Below are 19356 nucleotides of genomic sequence, written 5' to 3'. Positions count from 1 at the left end.
CCGGGAAAATACCAGCCAGAACTACAGAATGGAAGCTCGATGAAACACCTCGGAATCCGCGCCCTGGTTGTGATCCACACCATCGCACTGTTGGTCCGGTCAACGGCCGTGTTCATCGGCAGTGGCGGCGGGAAGCTGCACCGGAGCACGGACCATCCGGAAAGAGGGGATGTGCCGGGCTGGGTGATGATCACGCTTATGTCGGCAGTGCTGGTGGCTGCGCTGCTGGCCCTGGCCGGACCAGCCCTGGAGGGGCTGTTCAATCAGGCCATGGACAAGGTCGGAAATTAGCACATGAGCGCAGGGCTCCGGGCGGCCGACGATGCGCTTTGCCGGGCAGGGGAGCCTGCGCCTTGCCGGGCGGCGGAAAAGCCGATGGGGCGCGATGACCCATCCGTGAGGGAACGGGGCTCCGCCGTTGTGGATTTCGTCCTGGTCGGCGGGCTCCTCACGATGTTCTTCCTGGCGGTGATCCAGCTGACGCTCGTGCTGCACGTACGCAACACCCTGATCGACGCTGCGGCGTCGGGCGCGAGGTACGGCACACTCGCCGACCGGAATGCGGCAGATGCCAAGGACCGCACGGGCGAACTAATCGGAATCGCGCTCAACGCAGACTTCGCCCAGGAGGTGAGCACCTCCGAAGTTACGTACCAGGGCGTCCGGGCCCTCGAAGTGACAGTCAGGGCCCCTCTGCCCGTGATCGGCCTGATCGGTCCCCGGGAGGCACTGGAGGTCAAAGGCCATGCTGCCATCCAGCCGTAAGGCTCACGCCTTCCTGACACGCCGATTCCGCGAGGCCTCATGCACGGACGAGGCCTCATGCACGGATGCTACTCCCGGGGAGCGGGGGAGTGCCGTCGTCGAATTCACGTTCCTCGCCCTTCTCCTGATGGTCCCGCTCGTGTACTTCATCATTACCGTGGGGCAGATCCAGGGCGGTGCCTTCGCCGTGGTCGGTGCGGCCGACCAGGCCGCAAAGGTTTACGTGGCACAGCCCGATGCAGAAAGCGGCCGCGCGGCAGCGGAACAGGCAGTCATGCTCGCGCTCGCGGACTACGGGCATCCGGCGGACAATGCGCGCATGGAAACGAGTTGCCGGCCCTCGGACTGCCTCGCCCCGGGGTCTGCCGTCACGGTTACTGTCCACCTGACAGTCCCTTTGCCCTTTGTACCCTTCAGCGACTCGTTTCAGCTCAACGCAAGCCGGCTGGACGCCTCGGCCACCCAAGTTGTGGGGCGATTCCGGTGAGAAATCAGTACCGGGACGGTGATCAGGGCGGCGAGGACGGACAGATGATGGTCCTGATCATCGGCTACGTTCTCCTGGCGCTTCTGGTCACCTCCGCAGTGCTGGCGGCGTCCTCCCTGTACCTGGAACACAAGAAGCTGTTGTCCGCGGCGGACGGGGCGTCCGTAGCCGCGGCGGACAGCTACACACTGGGCCAGGTCGAGACGGACGGCGGCAGCCCGTCCGCGGTGCTTAGCGGCGGGCGGGTGCGCAGCATTGCCGCGGACTATCTGAGCAGGAACGGCACCTACGGCAGGTTCGACGGTCTTGCCGTCGCACCCGAGACCGGGAGTCCGGACGGTTCCACCGCCGTCGTTGTACTCAGTGCCGAGGTGCATCCTCCGATCGTGAACTTCCTTATCCCGGACGGAATCAGGATCGAGGCGACATCCACAGCACGCTCCAGGCTCGTCCGGTAGCGGTGCGGGGCGGCTTGGAAGGATGGCGTAGGCTTTAACAACCATGGCTCAAATAGATTTTTCCGCAGAAATCCGCGCATTGCGCGCCACCTACTCCTCCATCGAAAACGTCTCGAATGTTGAGGAGCTGAAGGAAGACATCGCCGAACTGAGCGAGCGGGCAGGGGAGCCCAACCTCTGGGACGACCCGGCAGCCGCGCAGAAGATTACCTCCAGGCTCTCCCACCGGCAGAGCGAACTCGAACGCCTCAACACGCTGGTCTCCCGGATTGACGACCTCGAAGTCCTGGTGGAACTCGGACAGGACGAGGACGACGCCGATTCCATGGGCGAAGCCGCAGCGGAGCTAGAGTCCATCCGTAAGTCGCTGAAGGACCTTGAAGTGGTGACGCTGCTATCCGGTGAGTTTGACGAACGTGAAGCGGTGGTGACCATCCGTGCCGGCGCCGGCGGAGTGGATGCCGCGGACTTCGCCGAGATGCTGCTCCGGATGTACCTGCGCTGGGCGGAACGCCACGGCTACCCGACCACCATCATGGACACCTCCTATGCCGAAGAAGCGGGACTCAAGTCCGCCACCTTCGAGGTCAACGCCCCCTACGCCTACGGCACGCTGAGTGTCGAAGCCGGTACTCACCGTCTTGTCCGGATCAGCCCCTTCGACAACCAGGGGCGCCGCCAGACGTCGTTCGCGGCCGTGGAAGTCATTCCGCTGATCGAGCAGACGGACTCCATCGACATCCCGGACAACGAAATCCGCGTGGATGTTTTCCGGTCCTCCGGCCCCGGCGGCCAGTCGGTTAACACCACTGACTCCGCGGTGCGCCTGACCCACATTCCCACCGGGACAGTCGTGTCGATGCAGAACGAAAAATCCCAGCTCCAGAACCGGGCCGCTGCCCTGCGCGTACTCCAGTCCCGGCTCCTTCTTCTCAAGAAGGAGCAGGAAGACGCGGAAAAGAAGGCCTTCGCCGGTGACGTCAAGGCATCGTGGGGCGACCAGATGCGCTCCTACGTGCTGAACCCGTACCAGATGGTCAAGGACCTCCGGACCGAGCACGAAGTCGGCAACACCTCGGCCGTGTTTGACGGTGAAATCGACGACTTCATTGATGCCGGCATCCGCTGGCGCACAGACAACCGGAACGCCGCCAACTAGGGCTGCCACCCCGCCAGGACGTCCATTCGGTGGCCGAAATCCTGCGACACGCCCCGGGACTCCAGCTTTTCTGCAGGTGGCCGTGCGTATAGTCGAGGAGCCGGAGCTCTACTTCCCCCAAAAGAAAGCCCGTGCGCCGGCTGCAGTACGGGGCTCAATCAGCCATGTCCTGCAGGGTTCTTAGGGCAATGATCCGTTTCGAGAATGTCACCAAGGTCTATGACCAGAAAGCCCGGCCTGCGCTGGACTCTGTCAACCTTGAAATCGACCGTGGTGAGTTTGCGTTCCTCGTGGGCGCCTCCGGTTCCGGTAAATCAACTTTCCTTCGCCTGGTACTCAAGGAAGACCGGGCCACATCCGGCGCCGTCTACGTTGCCGGCCAGAACGTTGCGAACATTTCAAGCTGGCGTGTGCCCCGGCTGCGCCGGGGCATCGGCGTCGTGTTTCAGGACTTCCGGCTGCTGCCGCAGAAGAATGTCTTCGCGAACGTTGCCTTCGCCATGCAGGTCATCGGCAAGAGCCGCAGCATCATCCGGGATACGGTCCCGGAAGTCCTCAAGACCGTAGGCCTTGAAGGCAAGGAACACCGCATGCCGCATGAACTTTCCGGCGGTGAGCAGCAGCGTGTGGCGATCGCCCGCGCCGTGGTGAACCGGCCCGGGATCCTCCTGGCGGACGAGCCCACCGGAAACCTTGACCCCACGACGTCGATGGGCATCATGGGCGTCCTGGACAAGATCAACCAGAACGGCACCACGGTTGTCATGGCCACTCACGACGATGACATCGTCAATGAAATGCGAAAGCGTGTGGTGGAACTCCGGAACGGTGTTGTCATCCGTGACGAAGCCCGGGCCCTGTACACCTCTATGATTCCGGTGGTCGGGCAGTCGCGGCGTTTCAAGGACGCCAGCGGGCGTCCGGACGGCTCCGCTGCGGACCCCGGCGACGGATCCGCCTCCTCCCAGGCGGGGGAGGCACTGTGAGGCTGGCTTTCATCCTCAGCGAGATCGGCAGCGGCCTGAGGCGCAACCTGTCCATGGTGGTGTCGGTCATCCTGGTGACCTTCGTGTCACTGACATTCGTCGGTGCAGCCGGGATGCTGCAGCTTCAGATCAACCAGATGAAGGGCTACTGGTACGACAAAGTCCAGGTCGCCATCTTCCTCTGCGGCGACGGCTCGACCGCGGCCGGCTGTGCCACCGGGACGGCGACACCGGAGCAGCAGGAAAACCTCCGCACGCTGCTTGAATCGCCCGCCGTGGCGCAATACATCAATGACTTCCAGTTCGAGTCCAAAGACGATGCCTACAGGCACTTCAAGGAGCAGTTCTCCAACTCGCCGATCGTCGACTCGGTGACGCCGGACCAGCTGCCCGCCTCTTTCCGGATCAATATGAAGGATCCGGAAAAGTACCAGATCATCAGTGAGACGTTCTCCTCACAGCCCGGCGTCGAGACCGTGATTGACCAGCGCCAGGTCCTGGAACGGCTCTTCTCGGTGATGAACGCGGCGTCCCTGGTAGCAGTCATCATTGCCGGCGTCATGATTGTCTGCGCCATCTTGCTCATTGCCACCACCATCCGCCTCTCTGCGTTCAGCCGGCGTCGGGAGACCGGGATCATGCGATTGGTCGGGGCTTCCAAGACGGTCATTCAGTTGCCGTTCATTCTTGAGGGTGTCATTGCCGCCGTGATCGGTGCGGCGCTGGCCTCGGGCACGCTCTGGGCCGTGGCCCATTTCTTCCTTGGCGAGTACATGTCAAAGCAGTACCCCGACACGGCATTCATTTCTCCGGCGCAGACTCTCATCCTCGCGCCGGCGCTGATCGGGCTGGGCGCAACTTTGGCTGGAATTTCGTCTCTCTTGACCTTACGTAGATATTTGCGGGTCTAGGCTGTGCATACCAACGAAGGAATGACCATGACAGAACTGGACCGCAAGGCCCGCCGGCACCGGACCGCGGGGAAGGGCAGCCGCATTGTCAGCGCCGCCCTGGCACTGATCCTTGCCGCGAGCCTGGGCGCCTCCACCCCTGTGGCCTTCGCGGACGAGCTGGAAGACAAACAGGCTGCACTTGAAGCTGAGGCGGCCCGCGTACAGCAGTCCCTTGAGTTTGTGGACGCCAAGATTGCCAAGGCCGCCGGGGACCTGGTGATTTACCAAGGCCAGCTACCTGCCGCGCAGCAGGCATTGCTCGAGGCGCAGGGCCGGGTTGCGAGTGCAGTGAAGGAAGTCGAAGCACTCGCGGCACGTGTGGATCTGGCGCAGCAGAACAAAGCCAAGATTACGCAGCAGCTTGAAACCGACAAACAGAAGATCGCTGACACCAAGAAGCTCATCGGCCAAATCGCCACCCAGGCCTACAAGTCCGGCGGCGTCCCCTCGAACCTCACGCTCTTCTTTGGATCCAAAAGCGGCGGCAGCCTGACGGACACCATGGACCTCGCAGACCAGGCCATGCGAAGCCAGAACTCCGCGATGGACAAGCTCTCCCAGCAGAATGCAACCAACGTCAATTCGCAGGCGCGCCTTCAGGCGGTTGAGGCGGAGATCAAGGATCTTAAAGCCAAGGCAGATGCCGCGCTGGCCAAGGAGAAGGCGGCCCGGGACGAAGCCGCCGCCAAGAAGGAACAGGTGGACAAGCTGATCGCTGACACCACCCGTATCAACAACGAGCTCCAGGCTGCCAAGCCGGGCATCCAGAACCAGCTCTCCAAGGTCCAGGCCGCCCAGGACGCCGTGGCCGCTGAAATCGTCGAACGTGACCGGAAACTGCGTGAAGCGTGGGAAGCCGAACAGCGCCGTATCGCTGAAGCAGCCGCGGCCGCGGCAAGGGCCGCCGGTCAGGCAGCCCAGCCCTACGTCCCCCAGGTCGGGCCGCCCTCGGCTTTCGGGCTGCGGCACCCGTTCTCGGCCGACGTCCCGATCACCTCGGGGTTCGGGTGGCGCGCCACCCCGCCCGGCACCGTCGACTTCTACGGCTCCGGCGGATACATGCACACGGGCATCGACTTCGGTGCCAGTTGCGGGACCCCCGTCTACGCCCCGGCGGCCGGAACTATTGTTTCAGCCGGATGGAGCAACGACGGCGGCGGCAATAACGTCAAGATTTCGCATGGCGTGGTCCAGGGGAACTCGTTGACCACCATCTATTACCACAACAGCAGCGTGGTGGTTTCTGTGGGCCAGCAGGTCAGCCAGGGACAGCTCATTGCGTACTCCGGAACAACCGGCAACTCCACCGGCTGCCATTCGCACTTCGAGACGTGGCTCAACGGCCAGGCCGTCGACCCCATGATCCTGCTCTGACAGGCCGGCTCTAACGGGCCGGCGTGGTCGGGCGCTGGCCGGTACCGACGGCAGGACCGGGCCTGCCGTAGAATTGAATAGCCCCAGGCCGCCACGGCCGGGGGCAACCATCCAGACCAAGAGCTGAGGAGTTCCACCGTGCCGAAAGAAAGTGGCCGTAAGGTAGTGGCCACCAACCGGAAGGCCCGGCATGACTACCATGTCCTCGACACCTACGAGGCCGGCATCGCCCTGATGGGGACGGAAGTGAAGTCCCTGCGAGAGGGCCATGCCTCCATGGTCGACGGGTTCTGTACGTTCTACAACGACGAACTATGGATGGAGGGAATCCATATCCCCGAGTACAACCAGGGGAGTTGGACGAACCATTCCGCCCGCCGGCGGCGCAAGCTGCTCCTGCACCGTGAGGAACTGACCAAGATCTCCCACAAGATCCGTGAATCCGGCTTCACCATCGTTCCGCTCCAGCTGTATTTCCTGGACGGCAAGGCGAAAGTGGAGATCGGCGTCGCCCGCGGTAAGAAGGAATACGACAAGCGGCAGACCCTCCGCGAGCAGCAGGACAAGCGCGAAGCGCTGCGCGTCATGCGCGAAAGGAACCGCGGCTGAACCTGCCGCGGGCCGCCTGCGGGCCGCCGGGAATGAATCCGGACCGCAGTGCGTTATGATTGGTGTCCGGGAAGGAACGGCGCGGAATCCGCAAGGATTCGGCAACGAGCCTCACCGGTTTGGTAACAAAATACGGGGATGATCGGTTTCGACGATGTTAGTCGCGACAGGTGAAGCGGGCCGAGGATGCAGAATTATCTCGTAAACGCTGTCTGCAAAACAATAAGTGCCAAACAAACGCGCACTGACTTCGCTCTCGCTGCCTAAGCAGTAAGACAGTCCGTCAGCCCGGGATTGCTATCGTCCCGGTTCCTGGCGTCATTAAGATAGCCACTGCTGTTTACCTTCGTCATTGGGGTGAACGGGACTCTTAGATGACTGGGCCCGGATCAGCTACTTGTTTGCAGGATAGCTGGGGCCGAGAAAATCCGACGCAAACTGCGCCCGGAGAAGCCCTGACAACACGACATCGGACGGGGGTTCAATTCCCCCCATCTCCACCATCGGGACGGCGGCAACGCAGTTCCACCCCGTGCAAAAGGCCGGAAGCGAAAGCTTCCGGCCTTTTGTTTTTGCACCGTTACTGCATTCTCCAGCGGCCGTCCGTGGCCTCGGGGTCAGCGCTTCTTGATGTGCGCCACGGGGTCCACGTGGGTGTCCAGATCATGCTTGGACTTCTTATCGGCCCTCTTTTGCTTGATGGTCTTGTCCGATTTCTTGGTGACCTGCCGGTGCGGCGATTTGTCAGGCATGTCGCCCCTCCCTTACCTCGGGGCCTTGAATAAGCCCCGTGCTTGTAAGGTACGCCTGTTTTGCCACGAATGTAACTGGCCTACGAAACGGGCACTTCAACGTCAACTATGCCGACAAACCGGCTGCCGATTCCCTCGTACTCACTGCGCACAAGCCCCGGAAGCACCGGCGGAAGGTCGGCCGCTGCATGATGGACGCAGCAGACGTACGTGAACGGCGGCCACCACTTCTTCGGCCGGGCAGCCTCCGAGAAACCGCACACGGCACAGGTCAGCTGGACCCAGACAGGCCGCTTGCCGGTCCGGTTGGCCTTTGACTGGATGAGCCAGGCCGGAGGGTTGTCCAACAGTTCGGACAGTTCGGCGTCCGACAGCCGGGCGGGAATACCGTGACGGTGCGCCATTTCCAGGGGAATGTCGAGGATCTGAGCTGCTTCACGTCGCGTAACCATCGTTTAACGATACGGGACGCCGGGCCGCCTCAGATTCACGACGGCGGGGGTGTGGCATCCACCTACGGTCAGCCACGCGCCCTCAGCCGGTGAGGGCGATTCCCACGGCTGCGGCGGAGAGCCCGGCCACGAGATTGACGGCAACGTTGAGGGCCGCAGCCTTGTACCGCACCTCACTGACGAGCCGGATGGTAGCGGTGGTCCAGGAACTGAACGTGGTGAGCCCGCCGGCCAGTCCGGTGGCGATGGCCGCATGCCATTCTTCGCCAAGCCCAAGCCGGCCGGTAACACCGACGGACAGGCCGATGACCAGTGAACCGGTGACATTGACCACCAGCGTTGCCCAGGGCCAGTGCCGGCGGGTCCCCGCCCGATGCGCGAACCAGGTGTCGATGGCAAACCTGAGCAGGCCCCCCGCAACGCCGAAGATGCCCACCAGGAGCGCCGTCATGAGGCTCCTGCCGTCCGGTCGCTCAGGGCCTTGCCGGCTTTCCAGCCTGCAGCGGCCGCAGCAAGCCCCAGCACCAGGGAGAGTGCCAGGTAGATCAGCCAGGTTACGTGCTGTCCGGCACGTGCCTGCTGGTCAATGGAAAAGACCACGGCCGAGAAGGTCGTGAAGGATCCCAGCAGCCCCGGACCGATCCCCGCCCTGAGCCAGAAGGCTGTCCGGGGGCGGGCAATCCACAACGTGGTGAGGGCGGCCAGGACGAAGCTTCCGCACACGTTGATTGCCAACGTGGTCCAGGGGATCGCGCCGGCAGCGTCCGGAAAGAGGACGCCCAGGCCATAGCGGAGTTCTGTGCCTGCCAGCGCCCCGCCAGCCACCGCCGCCCACGCCCGCCAGCCCGGGATACTGGCAGCACTCATTCAGGCGGCGCCCCTTCAGACATCCGCCAGCCGGCAACCGGCGTGGCGGGATTCGCTGTACACCCACAGCGCTGAGGACACCTCGTCGGCGAGATCGAACTCGCGGTCTGCGCCTGCGGAGCCGATCCTGACTACGAGGGCTCCGCCAAACGGTTTCCGGCCCAGCACTTCGATGTCGGCGTCCAGGTCGATTTCCTGCGCGGATAGATAGCGCAGGAGCTCGGGATTGTCGTCGCTGATCCGGGTGATGCGGCCTTTATGACCCTCGTCGAGTTCGCTCATCCGGTGCGCGTGCGGCATGTGGACCGTACCGTCGGCCGCCGGGATTGGATCACCGTGCGGGTCTCGTAGGGGATTGCCCAGCTTTCCGGCCATCCGTTCGATGAACGTGTCAGACACCGCGTGCTCCAGAAGCTCGGCCTCGTCATGGACCTCGTCCCAGCTGTAGCCGAGCTCCTGCACGAGGTAGGTCTCAATGAGGCGGTGGCGACGCACCATGGAGAGCGCGAGCCGGACGCCGTCGGCCGTGAGCGTAATGGCACTGTAGGGCTTGTGGTCAACGAGGCCCTGGTCCTTGAGTTTGCGGACCATTTCCGAGACCGAGGAGTTGGCGACGCCGAGCCGCAGGGCCAACTGCGAGGATGTGATGGGTTTGTCCTGCCACTCCGTAAAGGAGTAGATGACCTTGACGTAGTCCTCGATCGAGGAGGAGGGTGCGCCGGTCTTCACGAGTCCAAGCCTACCGCTTTGGCTACGGGACTCATGCCTTGAACGCCCGCCAGGTCTGGGTCAGGTAGGGGAGTCCGATTACGTCCGCGGCGGAGTGTGCCAGGTGCTCGTGCAGGTACCAGTCCAGGTTGGCGCGGACTTTGGCCCGGATGCTTTCTCCGGCGGCGAGGTAGTAGCTGCGGGACTTTGCCAGTTCGACGATGTCCTCAGTGGTCACGGGGTCTTCCCAGCGCGTCAGGTGGCTCTCAAGTCCGGCGAACTCCGGCCCGACGGCGGGGCGGAAGTCCGGCTTGTGCACATCGCCGGCATGCATGATCCGGGAAAGCCGGTGGACCCACGGGACCGACGTATCCAGCTGGTTCCAGATCAGCCCCAGCACGCCTCCCGGACGGAGAATGCGGGACAGCTCGGTGCTGGCCAGGCGGGGATCGCACCAGTGCCATGCCTGGGCAACGGTGACGACGTCGAACGCGGAGTCCGGGAGCCCGGTGGCCTCCGCGGTGCCCTCGGTCGCAGGAACCCCCGGAAGGGCCAGCCGGAGTTGGGCGAGCATGTCCGGTGACGGATCCACTGCGGTGACAGCCAGGCCGCGCTGCACCAGCAAAGCGGTGTACTTTCCCGTCCCGGCGCCGATGTCAGCGGCGCTGGACGCGCCCGCTACCGTGCCGACGCTTCGTAGCAGCCAGTCCGCGGAATCGGCGGGATAGCCGGGACGGACCCGGTCATAGTGTTCGCCGCCGTCCTGGAAACTCCGGCCGAGCTCGTAGCGGCGCTGGTGGTGTAGTTTGGGGCCTCCCCGTGCCACGTGCAGTCTCCTTCGGGCAGGCTGGAATTCTTACCCCTCGAATTTACCGCACACGCCGCACCCTCAGTCTTCGGTGCAGGGCGCAGCGCCGGCGGTGCCTGGAGTGTTGGGTGCCCAGTCCGGGTAGCTGCGGGTGTCGTTGGCAGGCACCCAGCGGCCCGAGTCCACGACATAGTCCCAGCCCAGGCCGGTCCGGCGAAGTTCCTCGATCCCGGCAAGCAGGCGCTGGGCATCCTCCAAGCGGGAGCCGACGCCGAAGCTTGCCCGCAATGAGCCTGACGGCAGTCCCAGCCGCTTCAGCAGCGGGTGGGCGCAGAAGCGGCCGTCCCGGAGGCCCACGCCGTGTTCGGCGGACAGGTAGGCCGCGACGAGGCCGGCGTCGTAGCCGGCGACGGAGAAGTTGACCACCCCGATGGTGTCATCCGTGTCGCTGAAGATCTGGTGGACAGTGACGCCGTCGATCTTCCGCAGTCCCTCAACGAGGAAGGACCGGATGGCAGTCTCATGGGCGTGCCACAGTTCCTGGTCCAGGGCGCCGATAACCTGGGTGGCCCGGGCCAGGGTGGCGGCCCCGAGGACGTTCGGTGAGCCGCCTTCATGACGTGCCGGCCCGGTGGTCCAGCTAACGGAGTCCAGCCGGGCCTCACGTACGGCTCCGCCGCCTGCGAGGTGGGGCGTCCCGGCGTCGAGCCAGTCCGGCCGGCCCACGAGGACGCCGCTGCCAAACGGCGCGTACAGCTTGTGGCCTGAGAAGGCGAGGTAGTCGACGTCGTCCGCGGCGATGTCGATGCGGCGGTGCGGGGCCAGCTGCGCCGCGTCCACAACGATCCTTGCGCCGTGTTCGTGAGCCAGTGCGGCCAGCACGCGGATGGGGAGGATTTCGCCGGTGACGTTGGAGGCGCCCGTAACGGCCAGCAGGCTGATGTCACCGTGCCGGAGCTCGGAACGCAGGTTCTCCAGGGTGGCCCTAAGCGTCGGGGCGGCCACAACACTCCGGTGCGGGACGCCCTGCCAGGGGAGCAGGTTGGCGTGGTGTTCGATGTCGAGGTACAGCACTTCGCCGATGTGGCGGCCGTCGGCCACCGGCAGGCATCCGGCCAGCAGGTTCAGTGAGTCCGTGGTGTTCCGGGTGAAGATGACGGAATCGTCCGCCCTGCCGCCCACGAACCCGCGGACGATGTCCCGGGCATTTTCGTACACCGACGTGCTGATCTGCGAGGCATAGCCCGCGCCGCGGTGCACGCTGGCGTAGTACGGCAGGATCTCGTTGAGGTAGGCCGAGACAACGGACAGCGCCGGGGCCGATGCGCCGTAGTCCAGGTTCGCGTAGCGGACGTGGCCGCCCTGGATCAGCGGAGCCTGGATCTCCGCGCCGGTAACGGCGGAGAGGGGGCGCTGGGCGACGGTGAACCGCGGGTCCAGAAGGCCTGCAGTGGACGTGGTTGCGGTGTTTGCGGGGAAAGTGGCAGTAGTCATGGGGACCTCACTGTAAAGGGACCCCGCACTCCGGGGATCCGCGCTTGCCGGGTCCGTTCCGGACCGGCCTGGTCGTCACCCGGGGCACCCCACCGCGAATGGAGGGTTGCCGGCCAGCAAACCGGGGTTTAGCGCTGGCACTCGTGACCTGTTTCGAGATTAGGACATTCACCGCGCCGCGGGAAAGTCAGGGCGATTGTTAAGCTCTTTGTTACGCGCGGCGGAAGAAGGGGGCCGGCGCCGAATATAACGACGGCGGACACCCCCTAAGGAGGGCATCCGCCGTCGTTTATTCGGCACCCTGTTGATGTGCCTGCCGGGATGCGCCCGCGACGGAACCTCTTGGCTCCGGGCCCGACGCCGGGGGCGGGGCGCGCGTTAGAGGAGGTCGTCCAGTTCCGGGTTCAGCCGCTTGAGGACCTCTGAATGAAGGATTGAATTGGTGGCCAGGGCGTTGCCGCCGAAGGGGCCGTCCACTCCCTCAAGTGAGGTGAAGCGTCCGCCGGCTTCGGTGACGATCGGCACTAGCGCCGCCATGTCATACAGGTTCAGCTCCGGCTCGCAGGCGATGTCCACCGATCCCTCGGCCACCATGCAGTAGGACCAGAAGTCACCGTAGGCGCGGGTCCGCCAGACCTCTTCAGTGAGCCCCAGGAATTCGTCCAGGTTGCCGCGTTCCTTCCAGCCGCCCAGGCTCGAATAGGAGAGGGACGCGTCAGACAGCCTGGAGACGTTCGAAACCTTCAGCCGGGTGGCAGCCGCAAGCGACCGTCCCATGTAGGCACCCGCCCCCTTCGCGGCCCACCAGCGCTTGCCCAGGGCGGGCGCGCTGACCAGGCCCACCACCGGCTCGCCCTCATCCACGAGGGCGATCAGGGTAGCCCACACCGGCACGCCGCGGACGAAGTTCTTGGTGCCGTCGATCGGGTCGATGATCCAGCGGCGGGAACCATGCCCGGAACTGCCGAACTCTTCACCGAGGACGGCATCTCGCGGACGGGAACGGGAGAGCTGGCCGCGGATGGATTCTTCAGCGGCCTTGTCAGCATCCGTTACCGGCGTCAGATCCGGTTTGGTTTCAATCTGAAGGTCCAGCGCCTTGAAGCGGCTCATGGTCTGGGAGTCAACAGAGTCGGCCAGGACATGGGCGAGGCGCAGGTCATCGTTGTAGCTCGAAGCGGGTTGGGTCATGGTTCCAAACTACCGTCTCTGTGGCCGGCCGGCCGGGATGTCACGAAACGATGCCGAGTTCCTTGGCGTCCTGTGCTTCCATCCGGGGGTCTGTGCCGAGCAACCGACGCAGGGACGCCAGGCGCGCTGCACCGGACGGGCCCGCGTGTCCATGGGCCACCCAGGCGTCCACACCGCAGTTGACGGCGGAGGCATCGTGCTTGCAGCCGCGTTCGCAGGCATCCGTGCCGGGTTCCAGATCGGGGAACGAGCGCAGGATCCGGTCTGGATCCACGTGGGCAAGGCCGAAGGAGCGGATGCCGGGCGTATCAATGATCCAGCTTCCGGCGGGCGCGTCACTGATCCGCAGGGCAAGCGCCGACGACGACGTGTGCCGCCCCCGGCCGGTGACGGCGTTGACGCCTCCCGTGGCCCGCTCAGCACCCGTCAGGGCATTGACCATGGTGGACTTCCCTACGCCGGAATGCCCGAGCATCACGGTGACCTTGCCGTTGAGGTGCGCCCGCAGCTGCGAGACAGCGTCGCTGTCCAGGCGTGCCGAGAGTCCGTCATCGGAGCGTGCATCGATTCCGGAGGCCGCGGCGTCGGCTGTCCGGCTGATGATCACGGGGAAATCAAGGTGCCGGTAGTTGGACAGGAGCTCCGTGGGATCCTTGACGTCCGCTTTGGTGACCAGCAGCAACGGCTCAATCCCGGCGTCGTATGCCGCCACCAGGGCGCGGTCAATAAAGCCGGTGCGCGGTTCCGGATTGGCGGCGGCAACCACCACCACAAGCTGGTCAGCGTTCGCCACCACTGCCCGCTCGATGGGGTCCGTGTCATCGGCGCTGCGCCGCAGCAGCGTGCGGCGGTCCTGGATCTTCACGAGCCGCGCAAGCGTGTCCGGTGCCCCCGAAACATCTCCCACCAGGGACACGAAGTCCCCCGCGACCACGGGCGAACGGCGCAGTTCACGGGCGCGCGCGGCAATCACCGTGCGCTCGTTCCCGCTGTCCTCGCCCACCACCGCCGTATAGCGCCCGCGGTCCACCGTGATGATCCGGCCGGTCACGGCGTCGTCATGGCTGGGCCGGTCCTTGGTCCGGGGACGCGAGCCTTTCTTGTTGGGGCGGATCCGGATATCGGACTCGTCCCAGGAACCGGTGCTACGCCCCACGGGCCTGTTCCGTCTGCCGGCCCGGCTGTTGTGCCAGCATGGATTCCCAAAGTTGCGGAAAGTCCGGCATGGTCTTGGACGTGGTGCCGATGTCTTCCACTTCCACGCCGGGAACGGCGAGGCCCAGGATGGCCCCCGCGGTGGCCATGCGGTGGTCCGCGTAGCTGTGCACGACGCCGCCATGGAGCTTCGCGGGCCGGATCACCAGGCCGTCGGAAGTTTCCTCGGCATCGCCGCCGAGGCGGTTGATCTCCGTGACGAGTGCGGCGAGCCTGTCCGTTTCGTGGCCGCGGAGGTGCGCGATGCCGGTCAGCCGCGACGGACCCGTGGCCAGTGCGCACAGCGCGGCCACTGTCGGTGCAAGTTCGCTGGTGTCGGCAAAGTCCGCCCCCGTGATTTCGGGGCCGCCCGTGACGGTGAGTGTGCCGTTGTCCAGCGTGACCGTGGCGCCCATCGCGGTCAGGATGCTGCGCCAAAGGTCGCCGACCTGCGTGGTGGGGGAGGGCCAGTTGGGAATGCGGACCGTGCCGCGGGTCGCCAGCGCGGCGGCTAGGAACGGCCCGGCATTCGACAGGTCCTGCTCGATGCGGCGATCGAAGGCCCGGATGCGGCCCGGCGCTACAACCCAGTGATTCGGGACGGAATCGTCGACGGACACGCCGACTTCCCTCAGCACGGCGACGGTCATGTTGATGTGGTTCAGGCTGGGGACCGGCTTGCCCACGTGCTCAAGGTGCAGGCCCTCGGTGAAACGCGCGCCCACCAGGAGCAGTGCCGACACGAACTGCGAAGAGGCGCTTGCGTCGATCACCAGATGGCCGCCCCGTACGTGGCCACTGCCCGCCACTGTGAAGGGAAGAGCCGACGGCGGGGTCCCGTCCGCAGCGCGGACGTCGACGCCGAGGGCGGCCAGTGCCTCGATGATGGTGCCCATCGGCCGCTTGCGGGCGTGCGGATCGCCGTCGAAGACTGTCGCCCCGTTGCGGAGCGCAGCCACCGGCGGAACAAAGCGCATGACTGTTCCGGCGAGTCCGCAGTCGATGGCGGCATCGGTCGCCGCGGCGTCGGCACGGAGGGGGGTGACCTCAAGGTCGGGCCCGAACGCGCCGTCGCCATGAACTTCCCTGATACCGGCTCCCAGTTGCCGGAGGGCCTCGATCATGAGGGCCGAGTCGCGCGAATGCAGGGGTGCCCGTAGACGGGACGGCCCATCGGCCAGGGCCGCAAGAACCAGATACCTGTTGGTGAGGGACTTGGAGCCCGGGACGGTGACCGTGGCGTCGACGGGCGCTTCGGCGAACGGTGCCGGCCAGTGCGGCACGTCGGCAACGGGTCCTGAAGTAGCTGACTCGGTGGGGGCGGTGCCTGTCATTCGTGCCTATGCTTTCACTGCGTGGTCCACGGCCTTGCGGACAGCCTTGTCGGCTTTCTTGAGCTTCTTGGTGGTGGTCTTCCGTGCGTCAGCGGCCAGGTGGCTGGCACCCTTGCGGGCATCGGCAGCCAGGTGCTCGGCCCGCCAGGCAAGGCTCGGCTTGCCCGCGGTGTCCACGGATGCAAGCAGCACCCCGCCCGTGAGGGTGACATTCTTCAGCAGCTGGGTGCGTCGCGCATCCCGGCCTTCCTTGGTGGTGATGTCCGCGCTGCGCCACTCGACAAAGGCGTTCAGTGCGGAAATGACCGCAAGGACGGACGCGGCGAGCCGTGCCGACTTGCCAAGGGCGAAAAGCACTCCTGCACCCACCTGGGTGCCGCCGATGACGCGGGCCAGGACCTTTTCGTTCGTGGCGAAGGGAAGGGACTCCGCTGCCCGGCGGAGCAGGGGGGACAGCTGCGTCGCAGTGTCATCCGCGTTCTTGAGCTTGTCCAGGCCGGCGAGAACGAAACTGGAGGCCAGCATGGGGCGGGCGAGAATACGGACAAACGACATGAATTTCCTCCTGGGTGGACGAGCCGCTGGACTTCTGCGGGGGAACCGGTTCTAGTCTTGCACTTTTGCGGAATATTTGCCCGCCGGCCGTGGTTGTGAAAAGCAGGTCCCAGTGGGTGGGGAAGGTACTTGTCCGCGGCCTCGGGCGCTGGCGAACGCCGCACGCTTCGGCCTGGTGCGCCGGCACGCCCCCCAACGCGGACGCCGACACAGCTACACAGGGCCGGTTACAAGGACACAGAGCGGAGATGGAGCTTTGACATTGGTTAGGGACGGAGTGGAACTCCTTGCGCCACCGGAGTTCTCCGGACGCGGAGATGAGGCAGGCGGACGCCCGCCGGGAGCTTCGCGACGCGTCACAGTAGACTTGAAGGCAATGAGCACCATTGATCCGGCCGTTGCGGCCATATATGAGGCTGCCGGAAACGACGCCAAGACCATCAGCGAGCGTCCGGCGGACGCCGGGGACAGCAAGGACGGCGGGGTACGCCCCGACGCCGGGCTGGAAGCCGCGGAGCCGGAGGCTGAGGTGGACGTTGTCTCCGAGACCTCTGAGCAGCGCAGGCTGCGGTTTGAACGCGACGCCATGCAGTACGTCGACCAGCTGTATTCAGCTGCCATGAGGATGGCGCGGAATCCTGCCGACGCTGAGGATCTGGTGCAGGAGGCGTACACAAAGGCTTTCTCCGCGTTCCATCAGTACAAGCCCGGAACCAACCTCAAGGCGTGGCTTTACCGGATCCTCACCAACACGTACATCAATCTCTACCGCAAGAGGCAGCGCGAGCCCCTGCAGTCGAATTCGGACACCATTGAAGACTGGCAGCTGGCCCGGGCGGAATCGCACACTTCATCAGGGCTCCGCTCCGCCGAAGCGGAGGCACTGGACCACCTTCCCGATTCCGATGTTAAGCGGGCACTGCAGGCAATTCCGGAAGAGTTCCGCCTGGCGGTGTACTTCGCCGACGTGGAGGGGTTCGCCTACAAGGAAATCTCAGACATCATGAACACCCCCATCGGCACTGTGATGTCCCGGCTTCACCGCGGCCGCAAAATGCTGCGCGACATGCTCGGGGACTACGCCGCAGAGCGGGGTTTCAAAGCCGCAACCGAAACCGGCGCAGCGGCCGAAAGCACAAAACAGGAGAACAGGAAATGAGCGACTGCCAGGGACTGGGCGATTGCGACGACGCCCGGATGCAACGTATTTACGAATACCTGGACGGTGCGTTGACACACAGCGACATCGCCGAGATCAAGGATCACCTGGACGGTTGCCCGGAGTGCCTTGAGGAGTACGATCTCGAATGCGTCATTCGCAAGGTGGTTAAGCGATCCTGTACGGAGGCCGCCCCGGAGAACCTGAAGAGTGCCATCCTGGACCGGATCCACGCGATCCGCCCCGTCGAGGCATAGCTTCCCCTATAGGCGTTGCCTCACGGCGGCCCGTCCTGACCCTCGGGGAATTTTCACGACGAAGGGCCCCGGAAACCATGTGGTTTCCGGGGCCCTTCGCTTTCAAGCTCATATTCCAAACCGTAGCTTAGGTGTTGGGGCGCTTCCCGTGGTTCGCGCCGCCACGCTTACGGTCACGACGTTTACGTGCACGCTTGCTCATAGCTGGCCTCCTTAATCTTGGTACTCAAAAGAGCTGCCCTCAAGTCTCCCACATCACGCGACTGCCCGCGAACCAGGCCCGGTTAGTGACTGTCGGCGTTCAGGGAGTTGCGGATGGAAATCCGGGCCTGGTCGAGGACCATCCGGATCGTTTCGAGAGTGACGCCGCTGATGGGTTCTGCGCCGGACCGTACCCGAAGCTCAACCCGGAGGTCGTCCCTGAAAGCCTGAATCAGCATTTCCGCTTCCTTCATCGTCCGGTCGCCTTCGGGGGTATGCCGGCAGCCGCGGTCTGGGAACGCTGCGGAACGCGCAGCCGACCTGGCGGCTTCTGCGGTGGCGGCAAGATCGGCCCGGAGCCCGCGCATGTTGGCCCGGATGTCCTCCCGGAGATTGTCGGCCAGCCGGCGTACGGAATCGGAGATGTCGTTCTCGACGCCGGCGAGTTCATCCCTTCGCCGGTTGAGCTCCACCAGTCCGGCCGGGGTGATGCGGTAGTTGGTCCGGCGCCCGGCTGCCTCGGTGGCCACGAGCCCCTCTTCTTCCAGCTTGCCGAGCCGCGGATAGATGGTTCCGGCGCTGGGGGAGTAGGTCCCGCCGAAGCGCTCGCTGAGGGCTTTGATGAGTTCGTAGCCGTGCTTGGGGCCGGACTCCAGAAGAGAAAGCAGATAGAGTCGAAGCGCTCCATGGGCGAAGACGGGAGGCATCTAGGCCTCCGTTTCGGCGTCCGCGGGCGACTTGCTGTGGATGATGGAGGTCTTTCCGGAGACGGAGTTGGTCCGAACGATCATGAGCTGCGCGTCAGGGCCGGCGATGGTCTGGATCTTGCCGCTGGGCTGGATGTACCTTTGGTCGTCGATGACCACGGCGCCGCTGGCGGATTTGGCCACGATGTCCACTCCGACGTCGTGGGGCAGCCGGATGGTGAGGTCGCCGGAGACGGAGTTGGCCCCGAAGTCGTGCGTGAATCCCTGGAGGTCAAAACTCATGTCTCCGCTGACTGTGTTTGCGCGGATGTTGCTGAACCGGCCGGACGCCGTCACTTCGCCGGAGACGCTCTTGGCGGTGAGGACGCCTTCGTGGTTCCGGGCGATGACTTCGCCGCTGACGGTATTGACATGGAGCTCGCCGGCGGTGTTGTCCGCCATGACGGAGCCTGAGACAGTGTTCAGCTTCGTGTGGCCGCTGATACCCGAGACCAGGCCGTCGCCGCTGACGGTGCCGGCTTCCACTTCCACTCCGGCCGGCAGTGCGATGCTGATGACCACGGAGTTGGTGCTGCTGTTGTTGACGGTGCCCATGAGGTTCTTGAACCAGCCCTGCGCCCCGTGCAGCTGGTGGCGCACCTCAAGCCTCCCGTTGGCCAGGGACACGGCCAACGGGTCCCCGTGGATGTCGGACACCTCGATCCGCGTGACCTCCTCGGCGTGGGTCATCACGTTGAACCGTCCACGGATGATTCCGAGCTTGAGCGATCTTACGCCGTCGACATCGATGGTCTGCGGACCGGTGACGGTCCAGGTTTTCTCGTCCACAGTTCCTCCAAGTTGCGATATATCGTGAATATGGTTAGACGATATATCGCGTCTTGCG

General features: G+C 64.7%; 25 protein-coding genes, 1 other RNA gene and 1 riboswitch. Of the genes, 12 read left to right on the top strand and 14 right to left on the bottom strand.

Translation table 11 applies throughout. The annotated features are described in order from the left end of the window. The first annotated feature begins 39 nt into the window (after positions 1–39). The 10 genes from JOE41_RS03360 to ssrA all read left to right on the top strand — a co-directional run bounded on the left by JOE41_RS03360 (position 40) and on the right by ssrA (position 7294). Positions 40–291 (top strand): hypothetical protein, encoded by a 252-nt coding sequence (locus JOE41_RS03360; protein ID WP_043429891.1) that lies wholly within the window; start codon positions 40–42, stop codon positions 289–291. A gap of 84 nt (positions 292–375) precedes the next feature. Next, positions 376–765, top strand: coding sequence for a TadE/TadG family type IV pilus assembly protein (locus tag JOE41_RS03355; RefSeq protein WP_209753522.1), 390 nt, complete (start codon positions 376–378; stop codon positions 763–765). Next, the gene (locus tag JOE41_RS03350) at positions 746–1252 is read left to right on the top strand and encodes a hypothetical protein (RefSeq protein WP_209750857.1); all 507 of its coding nucleotides are present in this window, start codon (positions 746–748) and stop codon (positions 1250–1252) included. The genes JOE41_RS03355 and JOE41_RS03350 overlap by 20 nt, the downstream gene beginning before the upstream one ends. Positions 1253–1296: 44 nt before the next feature. Continuing rightward, complete coding sequence (locus tag JOE41_RS03345; RefSeq protein WP_209753521.1) at positions 1297–1710, top strand: pilus assembly protein TadG-related protein; 414 nt, start codon at positions 1297–1299, stop codon at positions 1708–1710. A gap of 43 nt (positions 1711–1753) precedes the next feature. Beyond that, complete coding sequence (gene prfB / locus JOE41_RS03340; protein ID WP_011692507.1) at positions 1754–2869, top strand: peptide chain release factor 2; 1116 nt, start codon at positions 1754–1756, stop codon at positions 2867–2869. Between the two features lie 188 nt (positions 2870–3057). Continuing rightward, positions 3058–3855, top strand: a complete 798-nt coding sequence (gene ftsE, locus JOE41_RS03335; protein ID WP_209750855.1) for a cell division ATP-binding protein FtsE — start codon at positions 3058–3060, stop codon at positions 3853–3855. After that, positions 3852–4766 (top strand): permease-like cell division protein FtsX, encoded by a 915-nt coding sequence (ftsX, locus tag JOE41_RS03330; protein WP_011692505.1) that lies wholly within the window; start codon positions 3852–3854, stop codon positions 4764–4766. Before ftsE ends, ftsX begins: the two co-directional genes overlap by 4 nt. A gap of 27 nt (positions 4767–4793) precedes the next feature. Next, complete coding sequence (locus tag JOE41_RS03325) at positions 4794–6182, top strand: peptidoglycan DD-metalloendopeptidase family protein (protein WP_209750852.1); 1389 nt, start codon at positions 4794–4796, stop codon at positions 6180–6182. Positions 6183–6320: 138 nt separating this feature from the next. Continuing rightward, the gene (smpB, locus tag JOE41_RS03320) at positions 6321–6791 is read left to right on the top strand and encodes an SsrA-binding protein SmpB (RefSeq protein ID WP_011692503.1); all 471 of its coding nucleotides are present in this window, start codon (positions 6321–6323) and stop codon (positions 6789–6791) included. Between the two features lie 134 nt (positions 6792–6925). After that, positions 6926–7294: a transfer-messenger RNA gene (ssrA, locus tag JOE41_RS03315) on the top strand. Between the two features lie 114 nt (positions 7295–7408). On the opposite strand, the gene JOE41_RS21090 is transcribed toward ssrA, so the two are convergent. The 11 genes from JOE41_RS21090 to JOE41_RS03265 form a co-directional block, all read right to left on the bottom strand. After that, positions 7409–7543, bottom strand: a complete 135-nt coding sequence (locus JOE41_RS21090; RefSeq protein WP_011693993.1) for a hypothetical protein — start codon at positions 7541–7543, stop codon at positions 7409–7411. 80 nt (positions 7544–7623) lie between these two features. Further along, positions 7624–7995, bottom strand: coding sequence for a hypothetical protein (locus JOE41_RS03310; RefSeq protein ID WP_209750850.1), 372 nt, complete (start codon positions 7993–7995; stop codon positions 7624–7626). Between the two features lie 82 nt (positions 7996–8077). Further along, positions 8078–8446 carry a CrcB family protein gene (locus JOE41_RS03305; protein ID WP_209750848.1) on the bottom strand — a complete coding sequence of 123 codons (369 nt, stop codon included), beginning with the start codon at positions 8444–8446 and terminating at the stop codon, positions 8078–8080. Further along, positions 8443–8862, bottom strand: a complete 420-nt coding sequence (locus tag JOE41_RS03300; RefSeq protein WP_209750846.1) for a CrcB family protein — start codon at positions 8860–8862, stop codon at positions 8443–8445. Before JOE41_RS03300 ends, JOE41_RS03305 begins: the two co-directional genes overlap by 4 nt. A gap of 15 nt (positions 8863–8877) precedes the next feature. Then, positions 8878–9591 carry a metal-dependent transcriptional regulator gene (locus JOE41_RS03295; RefSeq protein ID WP_209750844.1) on the bottom strand — a complete coding sequence of 238 codons (714 nt, stop codon included), beginning with the start codon at positions 9589–9591 and terminating at the stop codon, positions 8878–8880. Between the two features lie 31 nt (positions 9592–9622). Further along, positions 9623–10396, bottom strand: coding sequence for a class I SAM-dependent methyltransferase (locus JOE41_RS03290; RefSeq protein WP_209750842.1), 774 nt, complete (start codon positions 10394–10396; stop codon positions 9623–9625). 63 nt (positions 10397–10459) lie between these two features. Continuing rightward, complete coding sequence (locus tag JOE41_RS03285; protein WP_209750840.1) at positions 10460–11872, bottom strand: aminotransferase class V-fold PLP-dependent enzyme; 1413 nt, start codon at positions 11870–11872, stop codon at positions 10460–10462. Between the two features lie 35 nt (positions 11873–11907). After that, a riboswitch (SAM riboswitch) is annotated at positions 11908–12021 on the bottom strand. A gap of 229 nt (positions 12022–12250) precedes the next feature. Further along, complete coding sequence (gene hisN / locus JOE41_RS03280) at positions 12251–13063, bottom strand: histidinol-phosphatase (RefSeq protein ID WP_011692496.1); 813 nt, start codon at positions 13061–13063, stop codon at positions 12251–12253. Positions 13064–13103: 40 nt separating this feature from the next. Further along, positions 13104–14219: a ribosome small subunit-dependent GTPase A gene (locus tag JOE41_RS03275; protein WP_209750838.1), complete on the bottom strand. Its 1116-nt coding sequence runs from the start codon at positions 14217–14219 to the stop codon at positions 13104–13106. Beyond that, positions 14209–15591 carry a 3-phosphoshikimate 1-carboxyvinyltransferase gene (gene aroA / locus JOE41_RS03270; RefSeq protein ID WP_209750836.1) on the bottom strand — a complete coding sequence of 461 codons (1383 nt, stop codon included), beginning with the start codon at positions 15589–15591 and terminating at the stop codon, positions 14209–14211. The genes JOE41_RS03275 and aroA overlap by 11 nt, the downstream gene beginning before the upstream one ends. Positions 15592–15597: 6 nt before the next feature. After that, on the bottom strand, positions 15598–16146 hold the full coding sequence (locus JOE41_RS03265) for a DoxX family protein (RefSeq protein ID WP_011692493.1): 549 nt from the start codon (positions 16144–16146) through the stop codon (positions 15598–15600). 376 nt (positions 16147–16522) lie between these two features. Between JOE41_RS03265 and JOE41_RS03260 the strand changes: the two genes are divergently transcribed. Together JOE41_RS03260 and rsrA are read left to right on the top strand one after the other, a co-directional pair. After that, positions 16523–17305, top strand: a complete 783-nt coding sequence (locus JOE41_RS03260) for a sigma-70 family RNA polymerase sigma factor (RefSeq protein ID WP_011692492.1) — start codon at positions 16523–16525, stop codon at positions 17303–17305. Further along, positions 17302–17562, top strand: a complete 261-nt coding sequence (gene rsrA / locus JOE41_RS03255; RefSeq protein WP_011692491.1) for a mycothiol system anti-sigma-R factor — start codon at positions 17302–17304, stop codon at positions 17560–17562. The genes JOE41_RS03260 and rsrA overlap by 4 nt, the downstream gene beginning before the upstream one ends. 127 nt (positions 17563–17689) lie before the next feature. On the opposite strand, the gene JOE41_RS21205 is transcribed toward rsrA, so the two are convergent. From JOE41_RS21205 to JOE41_RS03245, 3 genes are all read right to left on the bottom strand, one after another. Next, a complete protein-coding gene (locus JOE41_RS21205; RefSeq protein ID WP_369299106.1) occupies positions 17690–17764 on the bottom strand; it encodes a 50S ribosomal protein bL37 in 75 nt (24 codons plus the stop codon). Between the two features lie 82 nt (positions 17765–17846). Further along, positions 17847–18470 carry a PadR family transcriptional regulator gene (locus JOE41_RS03250; RefSeq protein WP_209750835.1) on the bottom strand — a complete coding sequence of 208 codons (624 nt, stop codon included), beginning with the start codon at positions 18468–18470 and terminating at the stop codon, positions 17847–17849. Further along, positions 18471–19298, bottom strand: a complete 828-nt coding sequence (locus tag JOE41_RS03245) for a DUF4097 family beta strand repeat-containing protein (RefSeq protein ID WP_209750833.1) — start codon at positions 19296–19298, stop codon at positions 18471–18473. Positions 19299–19356: the final 58 nt, after the last annotated feature.

Origin of the sequence: Arthrobacter sp. PvP103 (genome assembly GCF_017833075.1) — a bacterium.
Lineage (GTDB): Bacteria > Actinomycetota > Actinomycetes > Actinomycetales > Micrococcaceae > Arthrobacter.
The sequence above is the reverse complement of the archived record's forward strand: the minus strand, read 5'-3'. Positions and strand labels throughout refer to the sequence as shown.